Here is a 14,263-nt window from a genome sequence, read left to right on the forward strand (position 1 = left end):
AGCTTTGCCCGCCCAAGGGAATCAGCGTTGCAGCGGCGACCATGAGGGGTCGGATGCACCACCCTCGGTGCGGATAGGTTTCAGATTCCGGCCCGAGATGTCGACCGAATAAAGCGAGGGCGCACCCTGCGCGCCTTGGGTTTCACGCGTGAACATGATCACGCGGCCATTGGGCGACCATGTGGGGCCTTCATCGAGGAACGACGCGGTCAGCAAGCGCTCTTCGGAGCCATCCAGCCGCATCACACCGATATGAAAGCGTCCGCGATTTTGCTTGGTAAACGCCACCAGATCGCCGCGCGGCGACCACACGGGCGTACCGTAGCGCCCTGCCCCAAAGCTGATACGCGTCGCCTCGCCCCCGCTAGCAGGCATCACGTAAAGCTGCTGATTGCCGCTGCGGTCGCTCTCAAAGACGATCCGGCTGCCATCGGGCGAAAAGCTGGGCGCGGTCTCAATCGACGGAGCCGAGGTCAGCCGCGTCAGATTGCCAGAACTCAGATTGACCGCATAAAGGTCGGTGTTGCCGCCTGTGGTCAGAGAGAAGACCGCCGTTTGCCCGTCAGGCGCAAAGCGCGGTGCAAAGCTCATGGTGCCAGAGGGCAGATCAATCGCGCGGCGGCCCACATTGTTCACGTCCAGCACGTAGATGCGCGGAAAGCCCGTCTCGTAGCTGGTGTAAAGCACTTGGCTGCCATCGGGCGAGAAGCGCGGGGCCAGAACGATGGCGCTGCTGTCGGTCAGATACTGCACATTCGCGCCGTCGTAATCCATGATCGCCAGACGCTTGCGACGGTCGTTCTTGGGGCCGGTTTCCGACACGAAAACCACGCGGCTGTCGAAGTATTTCCCTTCGCCGGTGATGCGGGAATAGACCTCATCGGCCACTTTATGCGCCATGCGCCGCCAGCCATCGGCAGTGCCTGCAAATTGCAGACCCGTGCCCAGCTCGGCCCCAGAAAACACGTCATAGACGCGGAATTTCACGTTGATATTGCCCTGCCCGTCCGCGTTCACGGCCCCGGTGATCAGCGCTTGCGCGTTGATCGCCTTCCAGTCGGCATATTGCACCGGAGAGGCGAAATTGCTGACCGTCGAGATGAACGCATCAGGCGAGATTTCACGAAAGAGCCCGGTTCCCGTCAGGTCAGCGGCTACGACGCGGCTGATATCGCTGGCGAGCTGCCCGGCGGCAGCACTTTCCGCCTGAAAGGCCGGGATCGCGAACGGCATCGGTTCAATCACACCATCGGTGATCCGCAGCCTCAAAGGGCCGTCCTGCGCCACCGCGACGGAGCCGATTGCGAGGCTGAACACCATCGCCAGAAAGATCAGAATTGCCCGCATTACCTCAACCTCATTCCGCTTGGATCGAATGTCATCTCAATTTCGCGCCATTGGCCGTATTTTTCACGGGGAAGATTATAGCCCCGTGCACCGCAGCGGATTATCGCTCGCCGTGCGGCTTCAAAAGCCTGCCGTGCGCCCGCTTCAGATCCGCCCTCAAAGGACAGCATCCGGATGGAGCTGGTCACAGGCGTTGCGTTCTCGGCCATCTCGACGGCGACAACGACGGTGGTGCCGAGCGCATCTGTCGACAGCGAACCCACATTCCAGCAGCTGGAGACCGCGACGCGCATCGCGTCTTTCTCGCCCCGTGTCAGGGGCGGGCCGCTGGGAACGTCCGATGTGCTTTGCTGATTGGCGACAGCTTGGGCGACCGCATCGGCAATCGCATCATTTGTTGGTGCGTCCGGCGCGGGCGTCTCTTCGGGCGTTTCCGCAGGTGCGGGTCGCGACGGGCGCACTTGCGGGCGCATGGATTGCTGCGGCGCGCTGGCGGGCGTCTCGGCTTCGGTCACGATCTCGGTCGCGGCGGCTTCGGGCGCGGTTTCAGGGGCTTCTTCGGCCTGTTCAGTGCCTTCATCGCTTTCAGTGACGGCGTCTTGAACGGTGTCTGCCACTTGCGTGTCCGGTGCAGGCGGCGCAACAGGTTCTGGCGCCACACGGTCGGCTTGCTGTTCCTGCGCCTCTTCGGCCTCAGGCAAGGCAGTCGTCACCGGCTCGACCGGGACAGGCGGCGCAGGCTCTGCGGGGGCCTCGGGCTCCACTTCGGCAACAGGTGGCGTAAGCGTGCTCACATCCGGCGGATCCTCAGGCGCGGGGGCCTCTTGCGGTGGGGGCGGCGGCGCTTCCTCGACCGGCGTCACAGCAGCCACATCGGGCGCTTCTTCGGCTTGGGGCGCATCGGCCTGATCCGGGGTCAACGCGACCGCATCGGGGCTGCTTTCCGCGATCAGGGCCGCGAACTCATCGCCCGAGATGATCGACACATTGCTTGTCGTCTCAAACGGCAAAGGCTCGGTCGAGAGCACCCCACCGAACAGCAAAAAGCCGATCAAAGCCGCGTGGCCCGCGCCTGAGATATAATACCCCGTCTGCACGATGGCCTCAGTTCCCGCCCAGCGTCGGGCCGCCCGTATCCGTGACCAGCCCGATATTGCTGAACCCGCCCGCGTTCAAAGCGCCCATGACCTGCACAACGCGCGCGTAGGGAATGGCCCCATCCGCGCGCAGGAAGATCTTGTCATCGACCCGCTCGGCAGCAATCGCGCGCAGGCGCGGGATCAGATCGTCATCGGCAATCTCGGTCGTCATCAGCTGCAGGCTGCCCTCGGCGGTCAGCGTGATCGTCAACGGCTCGTCTTCCTCACCTGCTTCCAGCGCGTTGGCGGCTGTTTTCGGCAGCTCCACCGGGACGCCCACCGTCATCAAGGGGGCTGCGACCATGAAGATGATCAGCAGCACCATCATCACATCCACAAACGGCGTGACGTTGATCTCTGCCATCGGTTGCGCGCGGCTTTTGCGGCGCCGTCTGCCGCCGCCACCCCCGTCGCTTTGCATGACCCCGCCGCCCATATCAGCTGTCCAACTGACGGCTGAGGATGGTGGCAAACTCGTCCGCAAAGGATTCGTAATTGCCGACAATGCGATCACTATCCGCGCTGAGCTTGTTGTAGAAGATCACCGCCGGGATCGCGGCCAGCAGACCCAGACCAGTGGCCAAAAGCGCCTCGGCAATGCCGGGGGCGACCACGGCGAGCGAGGTATTCTGCTGCTCTGCAATCTCGATAAACGCGTTCATGATGCCCCAAACGGTGCCGAAAAGCCCCACAAACGGCGCGGTGGAGCCCACGGTCGCCAGCACGGCCAAATTCTTTTGCAGCCCTTCCGCCTCTTTCGCGATGGCCACATCCATGGACCTGTCGATCCGACTTTGCGCCCCGGCGATCAGCCCACCATCGGTGCGATGCGATCTGCGCCATTCCAACATTCCGGCCGCGAATATCTTCTCGGACGGCCCTGACGGGTTCGGCCCGATCTTGTCGAACAGCCCATCAAGGGGCTGGCCGGACCAGAACGCCTCATCAAAGACCGCCGCCTCGCGTCGCGCGGCCCGGTAGTTGAGGGTTTTCTGAATGATGATCGCCCACGCCCAGAAGGACGCCACAATCAGCAATATCATCGTGATTTTGACCGTGATCGTTGCGCGCGCGAATAGCGCCCACATCGAGAAATCGACTGATTCCATAATTGCCTGCTCTCGCCGTTACGGGTCTCTCTGACCTCTTATGACGTCAGAATTACCGCATTCCTTGGCCAAACGCCAACAAATTGCATCTCACAAGCGCGAGACTGGCGCGTCTTAGTGAACCTGTCGGCGGATATTCGCTGGAAGACGGGCGGGTTGGCCCGCCTCGTTGATGGCCACGATGGTCACAAGCGCGCTAAAGAGCAACTGATCTGCCCGTTTGACGTCTTGGCGAAAGATGATCCGCGCGCCGGTCATCGCCTCGGTCGTGGTCTCAACCACCAGCTCGTCATCGAATTTCGCAGGCGACAGATAGTCGGCCTCAACCTTGCGCACGGCAAAGACGACGCCGTCTTCGTCTTTCATAGCGACCTGATCGACGCCCATCTCGCGCACATACTCACTGCGGGCGCGTTCGATGAATTTCAGGTAGTTGGCATAATAGACAATACCCGCCAGATCTGTGTCTTCATAATACACACGCAGCTCAAACCGGTGGCTCATTGGGGGACCTCCATACGGGCAAACAAGCGCAACGCGTGGCTGGCATCTTGGGCGACAGCGGGCAAGACCGGATCATAGCCTGCGCGGATCACCTGCGCGATGTCAGGGCGCAGCACCGTGGTTTCCCCCGCCACCGCCAGCGGCGAGGCCTCGCGAAACGCCACATCCGACCAGAGCACGATACTTTGGACAATCTGGCTTAGTGCCAAAGTCTCCGCCGGCACCGCAGATAATTGTTCGTCCATCCGCAGGAAGATGAAACAGGCTTTGATCGCGCCCGCTTCGTCGAAGCGGAAAATCCGGTATTGATTGGCATCCGCGTCTTTCAGGCGCGCCACCAAAGGCCCCAAATCAGGCACCAGACGATCCAAATCGCGCACACCCAGCAATTCGTCCCAGTCACGGCAGAAAAACAGCATCATGTTGCTGCCAAGCTCTGGATCAGTCTCGGCCATCTGATGCCCGGCCAGCGCGCAAACCGCCTCAATCGCGCCTTTCAGCACACCAATTGTCTGATCCTCGACCCCAAAGGCCACAGGCGCAATCGGGCGCCCCCAGCGGGCAAACAGGAAACTGCCATCGCCGCGCGTAAACAGTGCCTGCACCTGATGGGGTGTCATTGATGCCCTTTCATCTTTGCAAAAATACTCGCGCCGCAGGCATAGAATCCTGTCGCCAAAGGCTCAACCGAATAGATCGTTTTGCCCCTTGGGCGCCTCCAGCCCCAAATGCGTCCACGCCCGCTGGGCCAGCATCCGTCCGCGCGGCGTGCGCTGGATCAAACCTTGCTGCAGCAGGTAAGGCTCGATCACCTCTTCCAACGCGTCGCGGCTTTCCGATAGCGCGGCGGACATGGTCTCAATGCCGACAGGGCCGCCCTGATAATGCTCGGCAATCAGGCGCAGATAGCGCCGGTCGGCCCCATCCAGCCCCAGATGATCCACGCCCAAGCGCGTCAGCGCATTATCGGCAATCGCCTGCCCGATGCGCCCGTCGCCTTCGACCAGCGCGAAATCCACCACCCGGCGCAACAGCCGCCCGGCGATCCGGGGCGTGCCGCGCGCCCGTTTTGCAATCTCGCGCGCACCGGCTTCTTCAATCGGCACGCCCAGCAGGCGCGCGCCGCGGGTGACGATCTCGTGCAGCTCTTCCACAGTGTAGAATTGCAGCCGCGTCGGGATACCAAAGCGGTCGCGGAGCGGCGTGGTCAGCAGGCCGAGGCGCGTGGTGGCACCGACCAGCGTGAACGGCTGTAGCTCAATCCGCACGGTGCGCGCGGCGGGGCCTTCGCCGATCACCAGATCCAGCTCGAAGTCTTCGAGCGCGGGGTACAGCACCTCTTCGACCACCGGGTTCAGACGATGAATCTCATCAATGAACAGCACGTCGCGTGCTTCCAGATTGGTCAGAATCGCCGCCAGATCGCCCGCCTTGGCCAGCACCGGCCCCGAGGTCATTCGGAAATTCACACCCAACTCGCGCGCCATGATCTGCGCCAGCGTCGTCTTGCCCAAACCAGGGGGGCCATGAAACAGCGTGTGATCCATCGCCTCGCCGCGTTGGCGGGCGGATTGGATGAACACCGACAGGTTCGCCCGCGCCTCGGCCTGACCGATGAATTCGGACAAGTGCTGGGGCCGAAGCGCGCGATCCGCGTCTTCGGCTTGGCGTTCGGGGCGCAATGTCGGGTCGGGTTCTGTCATGCCCTACCCTTTCGGAGCCAGCAGTTTCAGCGCCGCTTTGATCAGCGTCGTGGTGTCGGCAGAGGGATCGTTGCCCGCAGCTTCAGCGACGGCGCTGGCGGCTTCACCCGGCGCATAGCCGAGGTTGACAAGGGCAGACAGCGCCTCGGATTGGGCCGCGCCGGAGACTGGGGTGGCGGGCGTTTCGATCACCTCGATCACATCGGTGTCGACCTCTGTGGCGGTCGGTGGGGCGCTGCCTCCCATGGCCATCACCGTTGGCGCTTTGTCCTTTAGCTCGATCACCACGCGTTGCGCGGTTTTGGGGCCGATCCCTTTGGCGGCCTTCACCGCGTTCCAGTCGCCCAGCGCAATCGCGCGGCTGACGCCGTCGGGGCCAAGCGTGCCAAGGATCGCCATCGACGCTTTCGCGCCGATCCCTTGCACCGACATCAGCAGGCGGTGCCATTCTTTTTCCACCAATGACGTGAAGCCGAACAGTTGCAACAGGTCCTCGCGCACCAGAAGGTCGGTGTAGAGCGCCACGGCCTCGCCGACACCGGGTAAACCCGCCAGCGTGCGTTCGTTGCAATAGACCATGTAGCCCACGCCGCGCACGTCGATCAGGACGTGGTCTGACCCGCGATAGTCGATCCGGCCGGAGAGCTTGCCAATCATGCGGATGCCCGCTTCAAGGCGGCTTCAAGATGGTTGGCGGATTGCGCGTGATGCGCGTGGCAGATCGCAATTGCCAAGGCATCCGCCGCGTCCGGCCCGGCGATTTCCACACCCGGCAATTGCATGCGGACCATATGATCGACCTGACGCTTGTCGGCATGGCCGACGCCGACGACGGTTTTCTTGATGGCATTGGGGGCGTATTCACCAATCGCAAGGCCCGCTTGAGCGGCGACCAGCATGGCGATGCCGCGTGCTTGACCCAATTTCAGGGTGCCAGCGCCGTCTTTGTTGACGAATGTCTGCTCGACCGCCGCCGTCTCCGGGGCGTGTTCGATCAGAACCGCGCTGAGCGCCTGATGAAGTTGCAACAACCGCTGGCCCAGATCCGTGCCAGTCGAGCGACACACACCGTTCGCGACATGGGTGATGCGCGGGCCGGAGACGTGAATCACCCCCCACCCCATATTGCGCAAACCGGGATCAATCCCCAAAACGCGCATGCTCGGCCCCTGCTATTGTTGCTTTTCTGACGCAGTAGCACGAAAGGCGAACAAACGCCAAGAACGAATAGTGCGAACAATTTGAAAGGCTCGTGTCGTTTTCGATTGGGCAAGGCGTCGCTTTCGCCTTTCACAGGCTCAAAAACGACACTTTTGAAGTCGGATTTTTACATTGTTCAACAAGGTGTTAACGCTCGTTTGAGCTATGCAATTCCAGCATGACACCCATGCGATTTTAGCAGCTTGTGCGACGCAAAAAACGCTCCTAGGTGCGGCTTACAGAACAGCAAAAACGCTACGCCACATTCCTGGAAGGACATCGAAAATGGCCGCTTTTGATACTACCCGCCCGATGGCCGCATCCCCTGCTTTGGCAGGCGGCTTGATGAAACGCATCTTTGATGTTGTCGGCATGATCGCCGCATGGAACGACGCACGCGTGACCCGCAAGAGCCTGTCGAAACTCACCGCACGTGAGCTGGAAGACATCGGCCTGAGCCTTGCCGACGTGGACGACATGAACTGGTCCCGCCGCTAAGGCGCAATCTGCCACTTCATAAGATAGAAAAAGCCGCGCTGACGATCAGAGCGGCTTTTTTTGTGCGTTTCAGCCAGCGTCAAAAGAACAGGCGATATGTGTCCAATAGCCAGATCGAAATCGGGTCGGGCTTCATAAGGGCCGCGCCAGCCTGTTCGACAATCGTGCCAAGTGACAGTTTCTCGACCCGCTCCAGATAGGTGATTGAGCCAAGATACCCCAGCAGGAAAGACTTGAAGATGAAAAAGGCGCTGACCATCAGGAACAAGCCTTTGATGGGGAATTGAATACGGCCACGCCTGGGCCTTGCTATAATCAGTCCGTCATGGTTGACCGAATGCACTACGCCACCTGCTAATTTCTGGTGTTTGCGTTGCAGACCGCGCACTCTGTCATCGAACTGGAGATGGGACTCTCCCATGGCAGCCTCCAAATGATGCCTTAAAAAAAGATGAAGTATTAACGCGCAGGAATACGGCGAAATTGGGGCAAACCCCTAAAACTTGTCTCAATTCAGGTTAATTCGAGGGTCTTTTGCGGAGAAGCAACGTGCTCCATTCACCAATCTGCTGGTGATCGACAAGATTGTATCCGTTTTCTTTGTAAACGGCGGCGACCTCCTCGGCCTGTTCATTCAGAAGACCGGACAGGATGGCGTGGCCGTCGGGCGCAGTGACTTCGGCCAAATCAGGCGCCAGAGCGATCAGCGGTCCTTTGAGGATATTGGCAAAGACCAGATCGAAAGGCGCGCGGGCGGCAATCCGGGGATGATCGGTGCCGGTGGCCTCAAGACATAAAACCCGGCCTTCCAGCCCATTGGCACGCATATTGGCCTCGGCCACCTCGACCGCGACGGCGTCGATATCGCTGGCCACAACCTCATGATCCCAGATGCGCGCGGCGGCCATGGCGAGCACGGCGGTGCCACAACCCACATCAAGGGTGGAGCCGACAGGCACGCCCTCGCCCACCAGCTTATCCAGCGCCAGAAGGCATCCCAGTGTCGTGCCGTGATGTCCGGTGCCAAAGGCCATGGCGGCCTCGATCAATAACGGCTCGGCCCCCTCTGGCACCTTGTCGGCATCATGGCTGCCATAGACAAAGAAGCGCCCCGCGGCGACGGGAGCCAACTCGCGTTTCACTTTCGCGACCCAATCGGTTTCAGGCAGTTCGGATACGACGAAGGGCTTTGCGTCAAACGCGGCCGAGAGCACGGCCAGCGCAGCCTCGTCTGGCGTTTCGACAAAGTAACCGCCGACCTCCCACAAGCCGGAGCCATCCTCGATCTCGAAGACACCCACGCCGGTGGGTTCGGGCTCAAGGCGTTCCATGGCGAGGCCCAGCGCCTCGGCAGGACCTTTGCCGGTCAGTGTGGTAAGCGCGGTGAAGGTCGTCATCGGCGGTCCTTATTCGGCAGGCACGCCCATGGGGCGCGAAAAGATGGTCTCGTTCCCTGGCTCGGGATGGCGCGGGATCAGCAGCGCGAGGGTCAGCGACACGCCCGCCATTACCGCCGCCAGCAGGAACACGGCAGAAGGCGAGGTCAGCCAAAGATAGCCCAGCGCGGCTGGCAGGAAGACCGCCGCGATATGGTTGATCGTGAAAGCCACAGCAGCGGTGGGGGCGATATCTCCGGGGTCCGCGATCTTCTGAAAATAGGTCTTCAGCGCCAAAGCCAGTGCGAAGAAAATGTGGTTAATCACGTAAAGCGCAGCGCCCACCACGACGCCCCAACCGAACCAGTAAATCCCGCCATAGGCCAGGAACACGCAGAGCAGCCCGGCATATTCAAAAACCAGCGCATTGCGCTCTCCGAAATGGGCGACGATGCGGCCCAGAATTGGGGCGAAAACCATGTTGGCCACAAGTGTGATCAAGAACAGCGAGGTGATCTGGTCGACCTCGAAATTGAACTGCTCCACCATCATGAAGGCTGCGAAAACGACAAAGATTTGCCGCCGTGCGCCTGCCATGAATTGCAGTGCATAATAAAGCCAGTAGCGTTTGCGCAGCACCATTTTCTTGATCTGCGGATTGGGCGCCTCAAACTGCGGATAGGCGAGGAACGCAAAGAGCGCCATTGCCGCCGTGATACCGCCCGCAATCATGTAAACGATGTTGTAGGACAGATCGAAGGCCCGCCATGTCAGCACGATGCAGATATAGGCCACGAAAGTCGCCGCAGAGCCTGCCGCGATGAGCCAGCCCAACGTTTGCGGCGCGCGTTTCTTGTCGATCCATTGCAATTGCAGGCTTTGGTTGACGGTCTCGTAATAATGAAACCCGATCGAGCTGAGCATGGTGATCGTCAGGATGCCGCCCATGGTCGGGAAATACGCCGTCAGCGCAGTGGCGACACCCAGCAAAAGCAGGGAAATCACGCCAAGGATTTGCTCGCGCATCACCATGATAATGGCGATGACGCCGATGGCGAAAAATCCTGGGATTTCGCGCACGGTGTGCAGCCAGCCAATGTCAGAGCCGTCAAAGCCCGCGACCTCAATCACAAAGTTGTTGAGCAGCGCAGACCACGTGGCAAAGGCGATGGGCATTGCCGCCGACATCAAAAACAGCAGCGCGATCGGGCGACGCCAAACCGGCAGGTGCCGGGCCTCGGCGAGCGGCAGGATATTGGGGTGCAACTTCATGGCGCGGGTCTACGCCTGTGCTGCCCGCTTGGCGAGAGAAAACTGATCTGCATCAAGGTAGGTATTCAATTTGGCGCATATGAACGCCGCCATGAGTATCGACATCCTGCCCTTGGTTGAACGGATCGGAGAGGCCAACGCCGCCGCTCTCTTCGGGTTGATAACCGGGCTGATTTTCGGCGTCGCCGCCCAGCGCTCGCGGTTTTGTCTGCGGGCAGCGACAGTGGAGTTTGCCCATGGCAAGCTGGGCGACAAGGTCGCTGTGTGGTTGCTGACCTTTTCGACAGCACTGGTTTGGGTTCAAGGCGCACAGGCGCTTGGCCTGATGCGAGGCGAGGATGCGCGGATGATGGCGGTGCCGGGCAGTTGGTCGGGGGCCGTGATCGGCGGGCTGATATTTGGCGTGGGCATGGTGCTGGCGCGCGGTTGTTCAGGCCGCTTGCTGGTGCTGGCGGCGACGGGCAACTTGCGGTCGGTCGTATCGGGGCTGATCTTTGCGGTGGTGGCACAGATGAGCCTGTCGGGCTGGTTGACGCCTGCACGCGACAGCCTTGCAGCGCTATGGACGACTCAAGGTGGCACGAATGTGAACCTTGCCGCAGCGCTTGGAGTGCCGGGGCTTGGGCCGCTGATTGGCGGTCTCGCGTTGGCCGTGCTCGCGCTGGTTCTGGCACGGCGCAACCGGATCGGTGCGCGGCGGCTGGTCTTCGCCTCGGGCGTCGGGTTTGCCGTGGCGGTCGGCTGGATATTGACCTTCGCACTCGCCCAAGTCGCGTTCGAGCCGGTGCAGATAGAAAGCGCGACTTTCACCGGGCCGTCGGCCCACACGCTGATGTTTTTTCTCAGCCGCGATGCGCTGATCGACTTCGATATCGGCTTGATTGCTGGGGTCTTCGCCGGGGCTGGGGTCGCCGCTTTGCTTGCCGGAGAGTTCAAGTTCCAGGGCTTTGAAGGCGAGGCCAACATGCGTCGCGCCATGACGGGCGCGGCCCTGATGGGCTTTGGCGGCATGCTGGCGGGGGGCTGCGCGATTGGCGCGGGCGTCACGGGCGGCTCGATCATGGTAGCGACCGCGTGGTGCGCGCTGTTCTTCATGTGGGTCGGCGGGGTCTTGGCGACACTGCTGCTGGAACCGCGCGGGCTTGGCGTGCCGGCTTAGTAAAAGCTCTGCGGGTCGATATCTATCGACAGCCGGACATTGCCTGGAATTTTGAACTGAGCCACCCATTTTTGCAACGCGCTTTGCAGCGGCGCCGTTTTGTCGGCTTTCACCAGCAGGCGGACGCGGTGACGCCCCCGGATGCGCGCAATAGGGGCCGCCGCAGGGCCAAAAACCTGCGCGCCGATGGCGTGAAGCGGCTTGATCTCGCGCGCCATCGCGCCGCCCAGATCGAAGACCTCCTGCACATTCGGACTGCTTAAAACGATGCCTGCCATGCGCCCGTAAGGCGGCACGCCCACATGCTGACGCTCGCGCGCTTCGGCCTGCCAAAAGCCTTCCTCATCCCCCGACAGGATCGCGCGGATCACGGGGTGTTCGGGCTGATAGGTTTGCAGCAGGGCGGTGCCTTTCTTTTCGGCCCGCCCGGCGCGGCCCGCAACTTGGCGCATCAGTTGGAACGTCCGTTCCGCCGCCCGCAGGTCGGAGCCTTGAAGGCCCAGATCAGCATCAATCACACCCACCAATGTCAGCAGCGGGAAGTTGTGCCCCTTCGCGACCAATTGCGTGCCGACAATGATGTCGGCCTCGCCTGCGGCGATCACCTCGATCTGCTCTTTCAACGCGCGGGCGGACCCGAAGAGGTCAGACGAAAGGACCGCGACGCGGGCATCGGGAAAGAGCTCTTTGGTTTCTTCGGCCAGCCGCTCAACCCCCGGCCCAACAGGGGCCAGCTTACCCTCCACTCCGCAAGACGGGCACGCCTCTGGCATGGGTTTCGTCTCACCACATTGGTGGCACATGAGGCGTTTCAGAAAGCGGTGTTCGACCATGCGCGCATCGCAATTATCGCAGCCTATCTGGTGCCCGCAGGCGCGGCAGATGGTGACGGGGGCATAGCCGCGACGGTTGATGAACAGCAGCGATTGTTCGCCCTTTTCGACGCGCGCTTGCACCTCGCGTTGCAGCGTCGGGGAAATCCACCGGGTGCCCGGCAGGTTTTCCAACCGCATGTCCAGCGCGCGCATGTCGGGCATCACGGCCTCGCCAAAGCGCGAGGTCAATTCCAGCTTGGTATACTTGCCAGCCTCGGCATTGGCCCAGCTTTCCAACGACGGCGTGGCCGACGCCAGCACCACATGCGCCCCACAGATCGACGCACGCAAAACGGCCATATCACGGGCGTTGTACAGCACCCCGTCTTCTTGCTTGTAGGAGGTGTCGTGTTCCTCATCGACCACCACCAAACCAAGGTCCTGATAAGGCAGAAACAACGCCGAGCGCGCGCCGACGACCAGTTGCGCGCCGCCTTGACCGACCATTTTCCACGCGCGGCGGCGTTCGGTCATGGTCACGCCGGAGTGCCATTCGGCGGGTTTTGCGCCAAAGCGCGCCTCGACCCGCGTCAGGAATTCGGCGGTTAGCGCGATCTCAGGAAGCAGGACAAGCGCTTGGCGACCTTGCTTGAGGCATTCCGCGACGGCCTCAAGATAGACCTCGGTTTTGCCCGATCCGGTGACGCCTTTCAGCAGCGTCGTGCCGTAAGTTCCCGACGCGACGGCCTGCTTCAAGGCGGCGACGCCTGCGGCTTGATCGGCGGTCAATTCCTTGCTGGGCAAAGCGGGCTCCAGCATCGGGTAAGGCGTGTCGCGCGGCGCGTCTTCTTCGCGCACGGCCCCTTGCTTGACCAAGCCCTTGACGACCGAAGACGTGACCCCCGCCATGTCCGACAGTTCTTTCAGCGTGAAGGACAGCCCGCCATAGTCGCTGAGCACCGCCAACACCTTCGTGCGCGCCGCCGTCTCCCGATCCGGCGCACCCGATCCCATCCGGTAGACTTTGCGCATCGACGGCGGGTCGCTGAGCCCCGGCGCGCGGGTCGCAAGGCGCAGCATCGCTGTCATCGGGGTCAACGTGTAATCGGCGGCGCGGCGTAGGAACAACATCATCTCTTCGCGCATCGGGGCTGCGTCCAAAACGCGGTTCATGGGCCGGATTTTACTGCGGTCATAATCGCCCTTGCCTGCCCCCCAAACCACGCCCAACACTTTGCGCGGGCCCAGCGGAACCTCGACAAACGCGCCGAGAAAGCAGCCGCCTTCCGGCGCTTTGTAATCCAGCAGACGGTCCAGCGGCTGTGTCGTCAGCACCCCCACCAATTCGCCTTCATCAAAGAATGACCGCTCGTCCACGCGCTTCTCCGCTTTGGGGTTCACCCCCGGCCCTGAATTCGTTAGACGGTAGCGCAAACAACGCGAACCCGATGAGGACCTGCCCGATGAAGTTCTTTGTAGACACTGCCGAGATTGATGCAATCGCCGAACTCAACGATTTGGGCATGGTGGACGGGGTCACGACGAACCCCTCGCTGATCCTGAAATCGGGGCGCGATATTCTGGAAGTGACGAAAGAGATTTGCGATCTGGTCGACGGTCCGGTCAGCGCCGAAGTGGTCGCAACCAAAGCCGACGAAATGATCGCCGAAGGCCGCAAGCTGGCGGAAATCGCCGAAAACATCACCGTGAAGCTGCCGCTGACCTGGGACGGGCTGAAAGCCTGTAAGGTGCTGTCGGGCGAAGGCAAAATGGTTAATGTCACGCTGTGTTTCTCGGCCAATCAGGCGCTGATTGCCGCGAAAGCGGGCGCGACCTTCATCTCGCCTTTCATCGGGCGTCTGGATGACATCAACATCGACGGCATGGACCTGATCGCGGATATCCGCACGATCTATGACAATTACGGGTTCGAGACGCAAATTCTCGCCGCCTCCATCCGCACCGTGAACCATGTGCTGGAAAGCGCGCGCATCGGCGCCGATGTGATGACCGCGCCGCCGGAAGTGATTAAAAAGCTGGCAATGCACCCGCTGACCGATAAGGGTCTGGAAACTTTCCTGGCCGATTGGGCAAAAACAGGGCAGAAAATCCTGTAAGGGTCTGCTATAGACCCTGAAAAC

The 14,263-nt window shown here is 61.4% G+C and carries 16 protein-coding genes; 3 read left to right on the forward strand and 13 right to left on the reverse strand.

From position 1 onward, the window contains the following. Window positions 1-21: 21 nt before the first annotated feature. From tolB to ruvC, 9 genes are all read right to left on the reverse strand, one after another. Complete coding sequence (gene tolB, locus KUW67_RS10510; RefSeq protein ID WP_370634960.1) at window positions 22-1,347, reverse strand: Tol-Pal system beta propeller repeat protein TolB; 1,326 nt, start codon at window positions 1,345-1,347, stop codon at window positions 22-24. Next, window positions 1,347-2,444, reverse strand: a complete 1,098-nt coding sequence (locus KUW67_RS10515) for an energy transducer TonB (RefSeq protein ID WP_224825259.1) — start codon at window positions 2,442-2,444, stop codon at window positions 1,347-1,349. Before KUW67_RS10515 ends, tolB begins: the two co-directional genes overlap by 1 nt. 7 nt (window positions 2,445-2,451) lie before the next feature. Continuing rightward, window positions 2,452-2,922 (reverse strand): ExbD/TolR family protein, encoded by a 471-nt coding sequence (locus KUW67_RS10520; RefSeq protein WP_224825260.1) that lies wholly within the window; start codon window positions 2,920-2,922, stop codon window positions 2,452-2,454. 1 nt (window position 2,923) lies between these two features. Beyond that, window positions 2,924-3,595, reverse strand: a complete 672-nt coding sequence (gene tolQ / locus KUW67_RS10525) for a protein TolQ (RefSeq protein ID WP_224825261.1) — start codon at window positions 3,593-3,595, stop codon at window positions 2,924-2,926. Window positions 3,596-3,709: 114 nt separating this feature from the next. Continuing rightward, window positions 3,710-4,099 (reverse strand): tol-pal system-associated acyl-CoA thioesterase, encoded by a 390-nt coding sequence (gene ybgC / locus KUW67_RS10530; protein WP_224825262.1) that lies wholly within the window; start codon window positions 4,097-4,099, stop codon window positions 3,710-3,712. Then, a complete protein-coding gene (locus KUW67_RS10535) occupies window positions 4,096-4,719 on the reverse strand; it encodes a hypothetical protein (protein ID WP_224825263.1) in 624 nt (207 codons plus the stop codon). The genes ybgC and KUW67_RS10535 overlap by 4 nt, the downstream gene beginning before the upstream one ends. A 63-nt stretch (window positions 4,720-4,782) precedes the next feature. Next, entirely contained in the window at window positions 4,783-5,802 is a 1,020-nt protein-coding gene (gene ruvB, locus KUW67_RS10540; RefSeq protein ID WP_224825264.1) for a Holliday junction branch migration DNA helicase RuvB, read from the reverse strand. Window positions 5,803-5,805: 3 nt separating this feature from the next. After that, the gene (ruvA, locus tag KUW67_RS10545; RefSeq protein WP_224825265.1) at window positions 5,806-6,459 is read right to left on the reverse strand and encodes a Holliday junction branch migration protein RuvA; all 654 of its coding nucleotides are present in this window, start codon (window positions 6,457-6,459) and stop codon (window positions 5,806-5,808) included. Then, window positions 6,456-6,962, reverse strand: coding sequence for a crossover junction endodeoxyribonuclease RuvC (gene ruvC / locus KUW67_RS10550; RefSeq protein ID WP_224825266.1), 507 nt, complete (start codon window positions 6,960-6,962; stop codon window positions 6,456-6,458). The genes ruvA and ruvC overlap by 4 nt, the downstream gene beginning before the upstream one ends. 325 nt (window positions 6,963-7,287) lie before the next feature. On the opposite strand from ruvC, the gene KUW67_RS10555 reads away from it, so the two are divergent. Continuing rightward, window positions 7,288-7,500 carry a DUF1127 domain-containing protein gene (locus KUW67_RS10555; protein ID WP_224825267.1) on the forward strand — a complete coding sequence of 71 codons (213 nt, stop codon included), beginning with the start codon at window positions 7,288-7,290 and terminating at the stop codon, window positions 7,498-7,500. Between the two features lie 79 nt (window positions 7,501-7,579). Here the strand turns inward: KUW67_RS10555 and KUW67_RS10560 are convergent, their stop codons facing one another. The 3 genes from KUW67_RS10560 to KUW67_RS10570 form a co-directional block, all read right to left on the reverse strand. Next, window positions 7,580-7,759 (reverse strand): hypothetical protein, encoded by a 180-nt coding sequence (locus KUW67_RS10560; RefSeq protein WP_224825268.1) that lies wholly within the window; start codon window positions 7,757-7,759, stop codon window positions 7,580-7,582. A gap of 259 nt (window positions 7,760-8,018) precedes the next feature. Beyond that, complete coding sequence (locus KUW67_RS10565; RefSeq protein WP_224825269.1) at window positions 8,019-8,897, reverse strand: 50S ribosomal protein L11 methyltransferase; 879 nt, start codon at window positions 8,895-8,897, stop codon at window positions 8,019-8,021. A 9-nt stretch (window positions 8,898-8,906) separates the two neighbouring features. After that, the gene (locus KUW67_RS10570; RefSeq protein ID WP_224825270.1) at window positions 8,907-10,148 is read right to left on the reverse strand and encodes an MFS transporter; all 1,242 of its coding nucleotides are present in this window, start codon (window positions 10,146-10,148) and stop codon (window positions 8,907-8,909) included. A gap of 97 nt (window positions 10,149-10,245) precedes the next feature. On the opposite strand from KUW67_RS10570, the gene KUW67_RS10575 reads away from it, so the two are divergent. Then, entirely contained in the window at window positions 10,246-11,307 is a 1,062-nt protein-coding gene (locus KUW67_RS10575; RefSeq protein ID WP_224825447.1) for a YeeE/YedE family protein, read from the forward strand. Here KUW67_RS10575 and KUW67_RS10580 read toward each other — a convergent pair. Continuing rightward, complete coding sequence (locus KUW67_RS10580) at window positions 11,304-13,499, reverse strand: primosomal protein N' (protein WP_224825271.1); 2,196 nt, start codon at window positions 13,497-13,499, stop codon at window positions 11,304-11,306. The genes KUW67_RS10575 and KUW67_RS10580 overlap by 4 nt on opposite strands. Window positions 13,500-13,585: 86 nt before the next feature. Between KUW67_RS10580 and fsa the strand changes: the two genes are divergently transcribed. Then, complete coding sequence (gene fsa, locus KUW67_RS10585; RefSeq protein ID WP_224825272.1) at window positions 13,586-14,239, forward strand: fructose-6-phosphate aldolase; 654 nt, start codon at window positions 13,586-13,588, stop codon at window positions 14,237-14,239. Window positions 14,240-14,263 lie beyond the last annotated feature (24 nt).

This window comes from Cognatishimia sp. MH4019, from assembly GCF_020177595.1.
GTDB lineage: Bacteria > Pseudomonadota > Alphaproteobacteria > Rhodobacterales > Rhodobacteraceae > JAHTBL01.

Bases quoted from the DNA above. Each gene is read 5' to 3' on its own strand.
- tolB (WP_370634960.1), bottom strand. From the start codon at position 1,347: ATGCGGGCAATTCTGATCTTTCTGGCGATGGTGTTCAGCCTCGCAATC.
- KUW67_RS10520 (WP_224825260.1), bottom strand. From the start codon at position 2,922: ATGGGCGGCGGGGTCATGCAAAGCGACGGGGGTGGCGGCGGCAGACGG.
- tolQ (WP_224825261.1), bottom strand. From the start codon at position 3,595: ATGGAATCAGTCGATTTCTCGATGTGGGCGCTATTCGCGCGCGCAACG.
- ybgC (WP_224825262.1), bottom strand. From the start codon at position 4,099: ATGAGCCACCGGTTTGAGCTGCGTGTGTATTATGAAGACACAGATCTG.
- KUW67_RS10535 (WP_224825263.1), bottom strand. From the start codon at position 4,719: ATGACACCCCATCAGGTGCAGGCACTGTTTACGCGCGGCGATGGCAGT.
- ruvB (WP_224825264.1), bottom strand. From the start codon at position 5,802: ATGACAGAACCCGACCCGACATTGCGCCCCGAACGCCAAGCCGAAGAC.
- ruvA (WP_224825265.1), bottom strand. From the start codon at position 6,459: ATGATTGGCAAGCTCTCCGGCCGGATCGACTATCGCGGGTCAGACCAC.
- ruvC (WP_224825266.1), bottom strand. From the start codon at position 6,962: ATGCGCGTTTTGGGGATTGATCCCGGTTTGCGCAATATGGGGTGGGGG.
- KUW67_RS10555 (WP_224825267.1), top strand. From the start codon at position 7,288: ATGGCCGCTTTTGATACTACCCGCCCGATGGCCGCATCCCCTGCTTTG.
- KUW67_RS10560 (WP_224825268.1), bottom strand. From the start codon at position 7,759: ATGGTCAGCGCCTTTTTCATCTTCAAGTCTTTCCTGCTGGGGTATCTT.
- KUW67_RS10565 (WP_224825269.1), bottom strand. From the start codon at position 8,897: ATGACGACCTTCACCGCGCTTACCACACTGACCGGCAAAGGTCCTGCC.
- KUW67_RS10570 (WP_224825270.1), bottom strand. From the start codon at position 10,148: ATGAAGTTGCACCCCAATATCCTGCCGCTCGCCGAGGCCCGGCACCTG.
- fsa (WP_224825272.1), top strand. From the start codon at position 13,586: ATGAAGTTCTTTGTAGACACTGCCGAGATTGATGCAATCGCCGAACTC.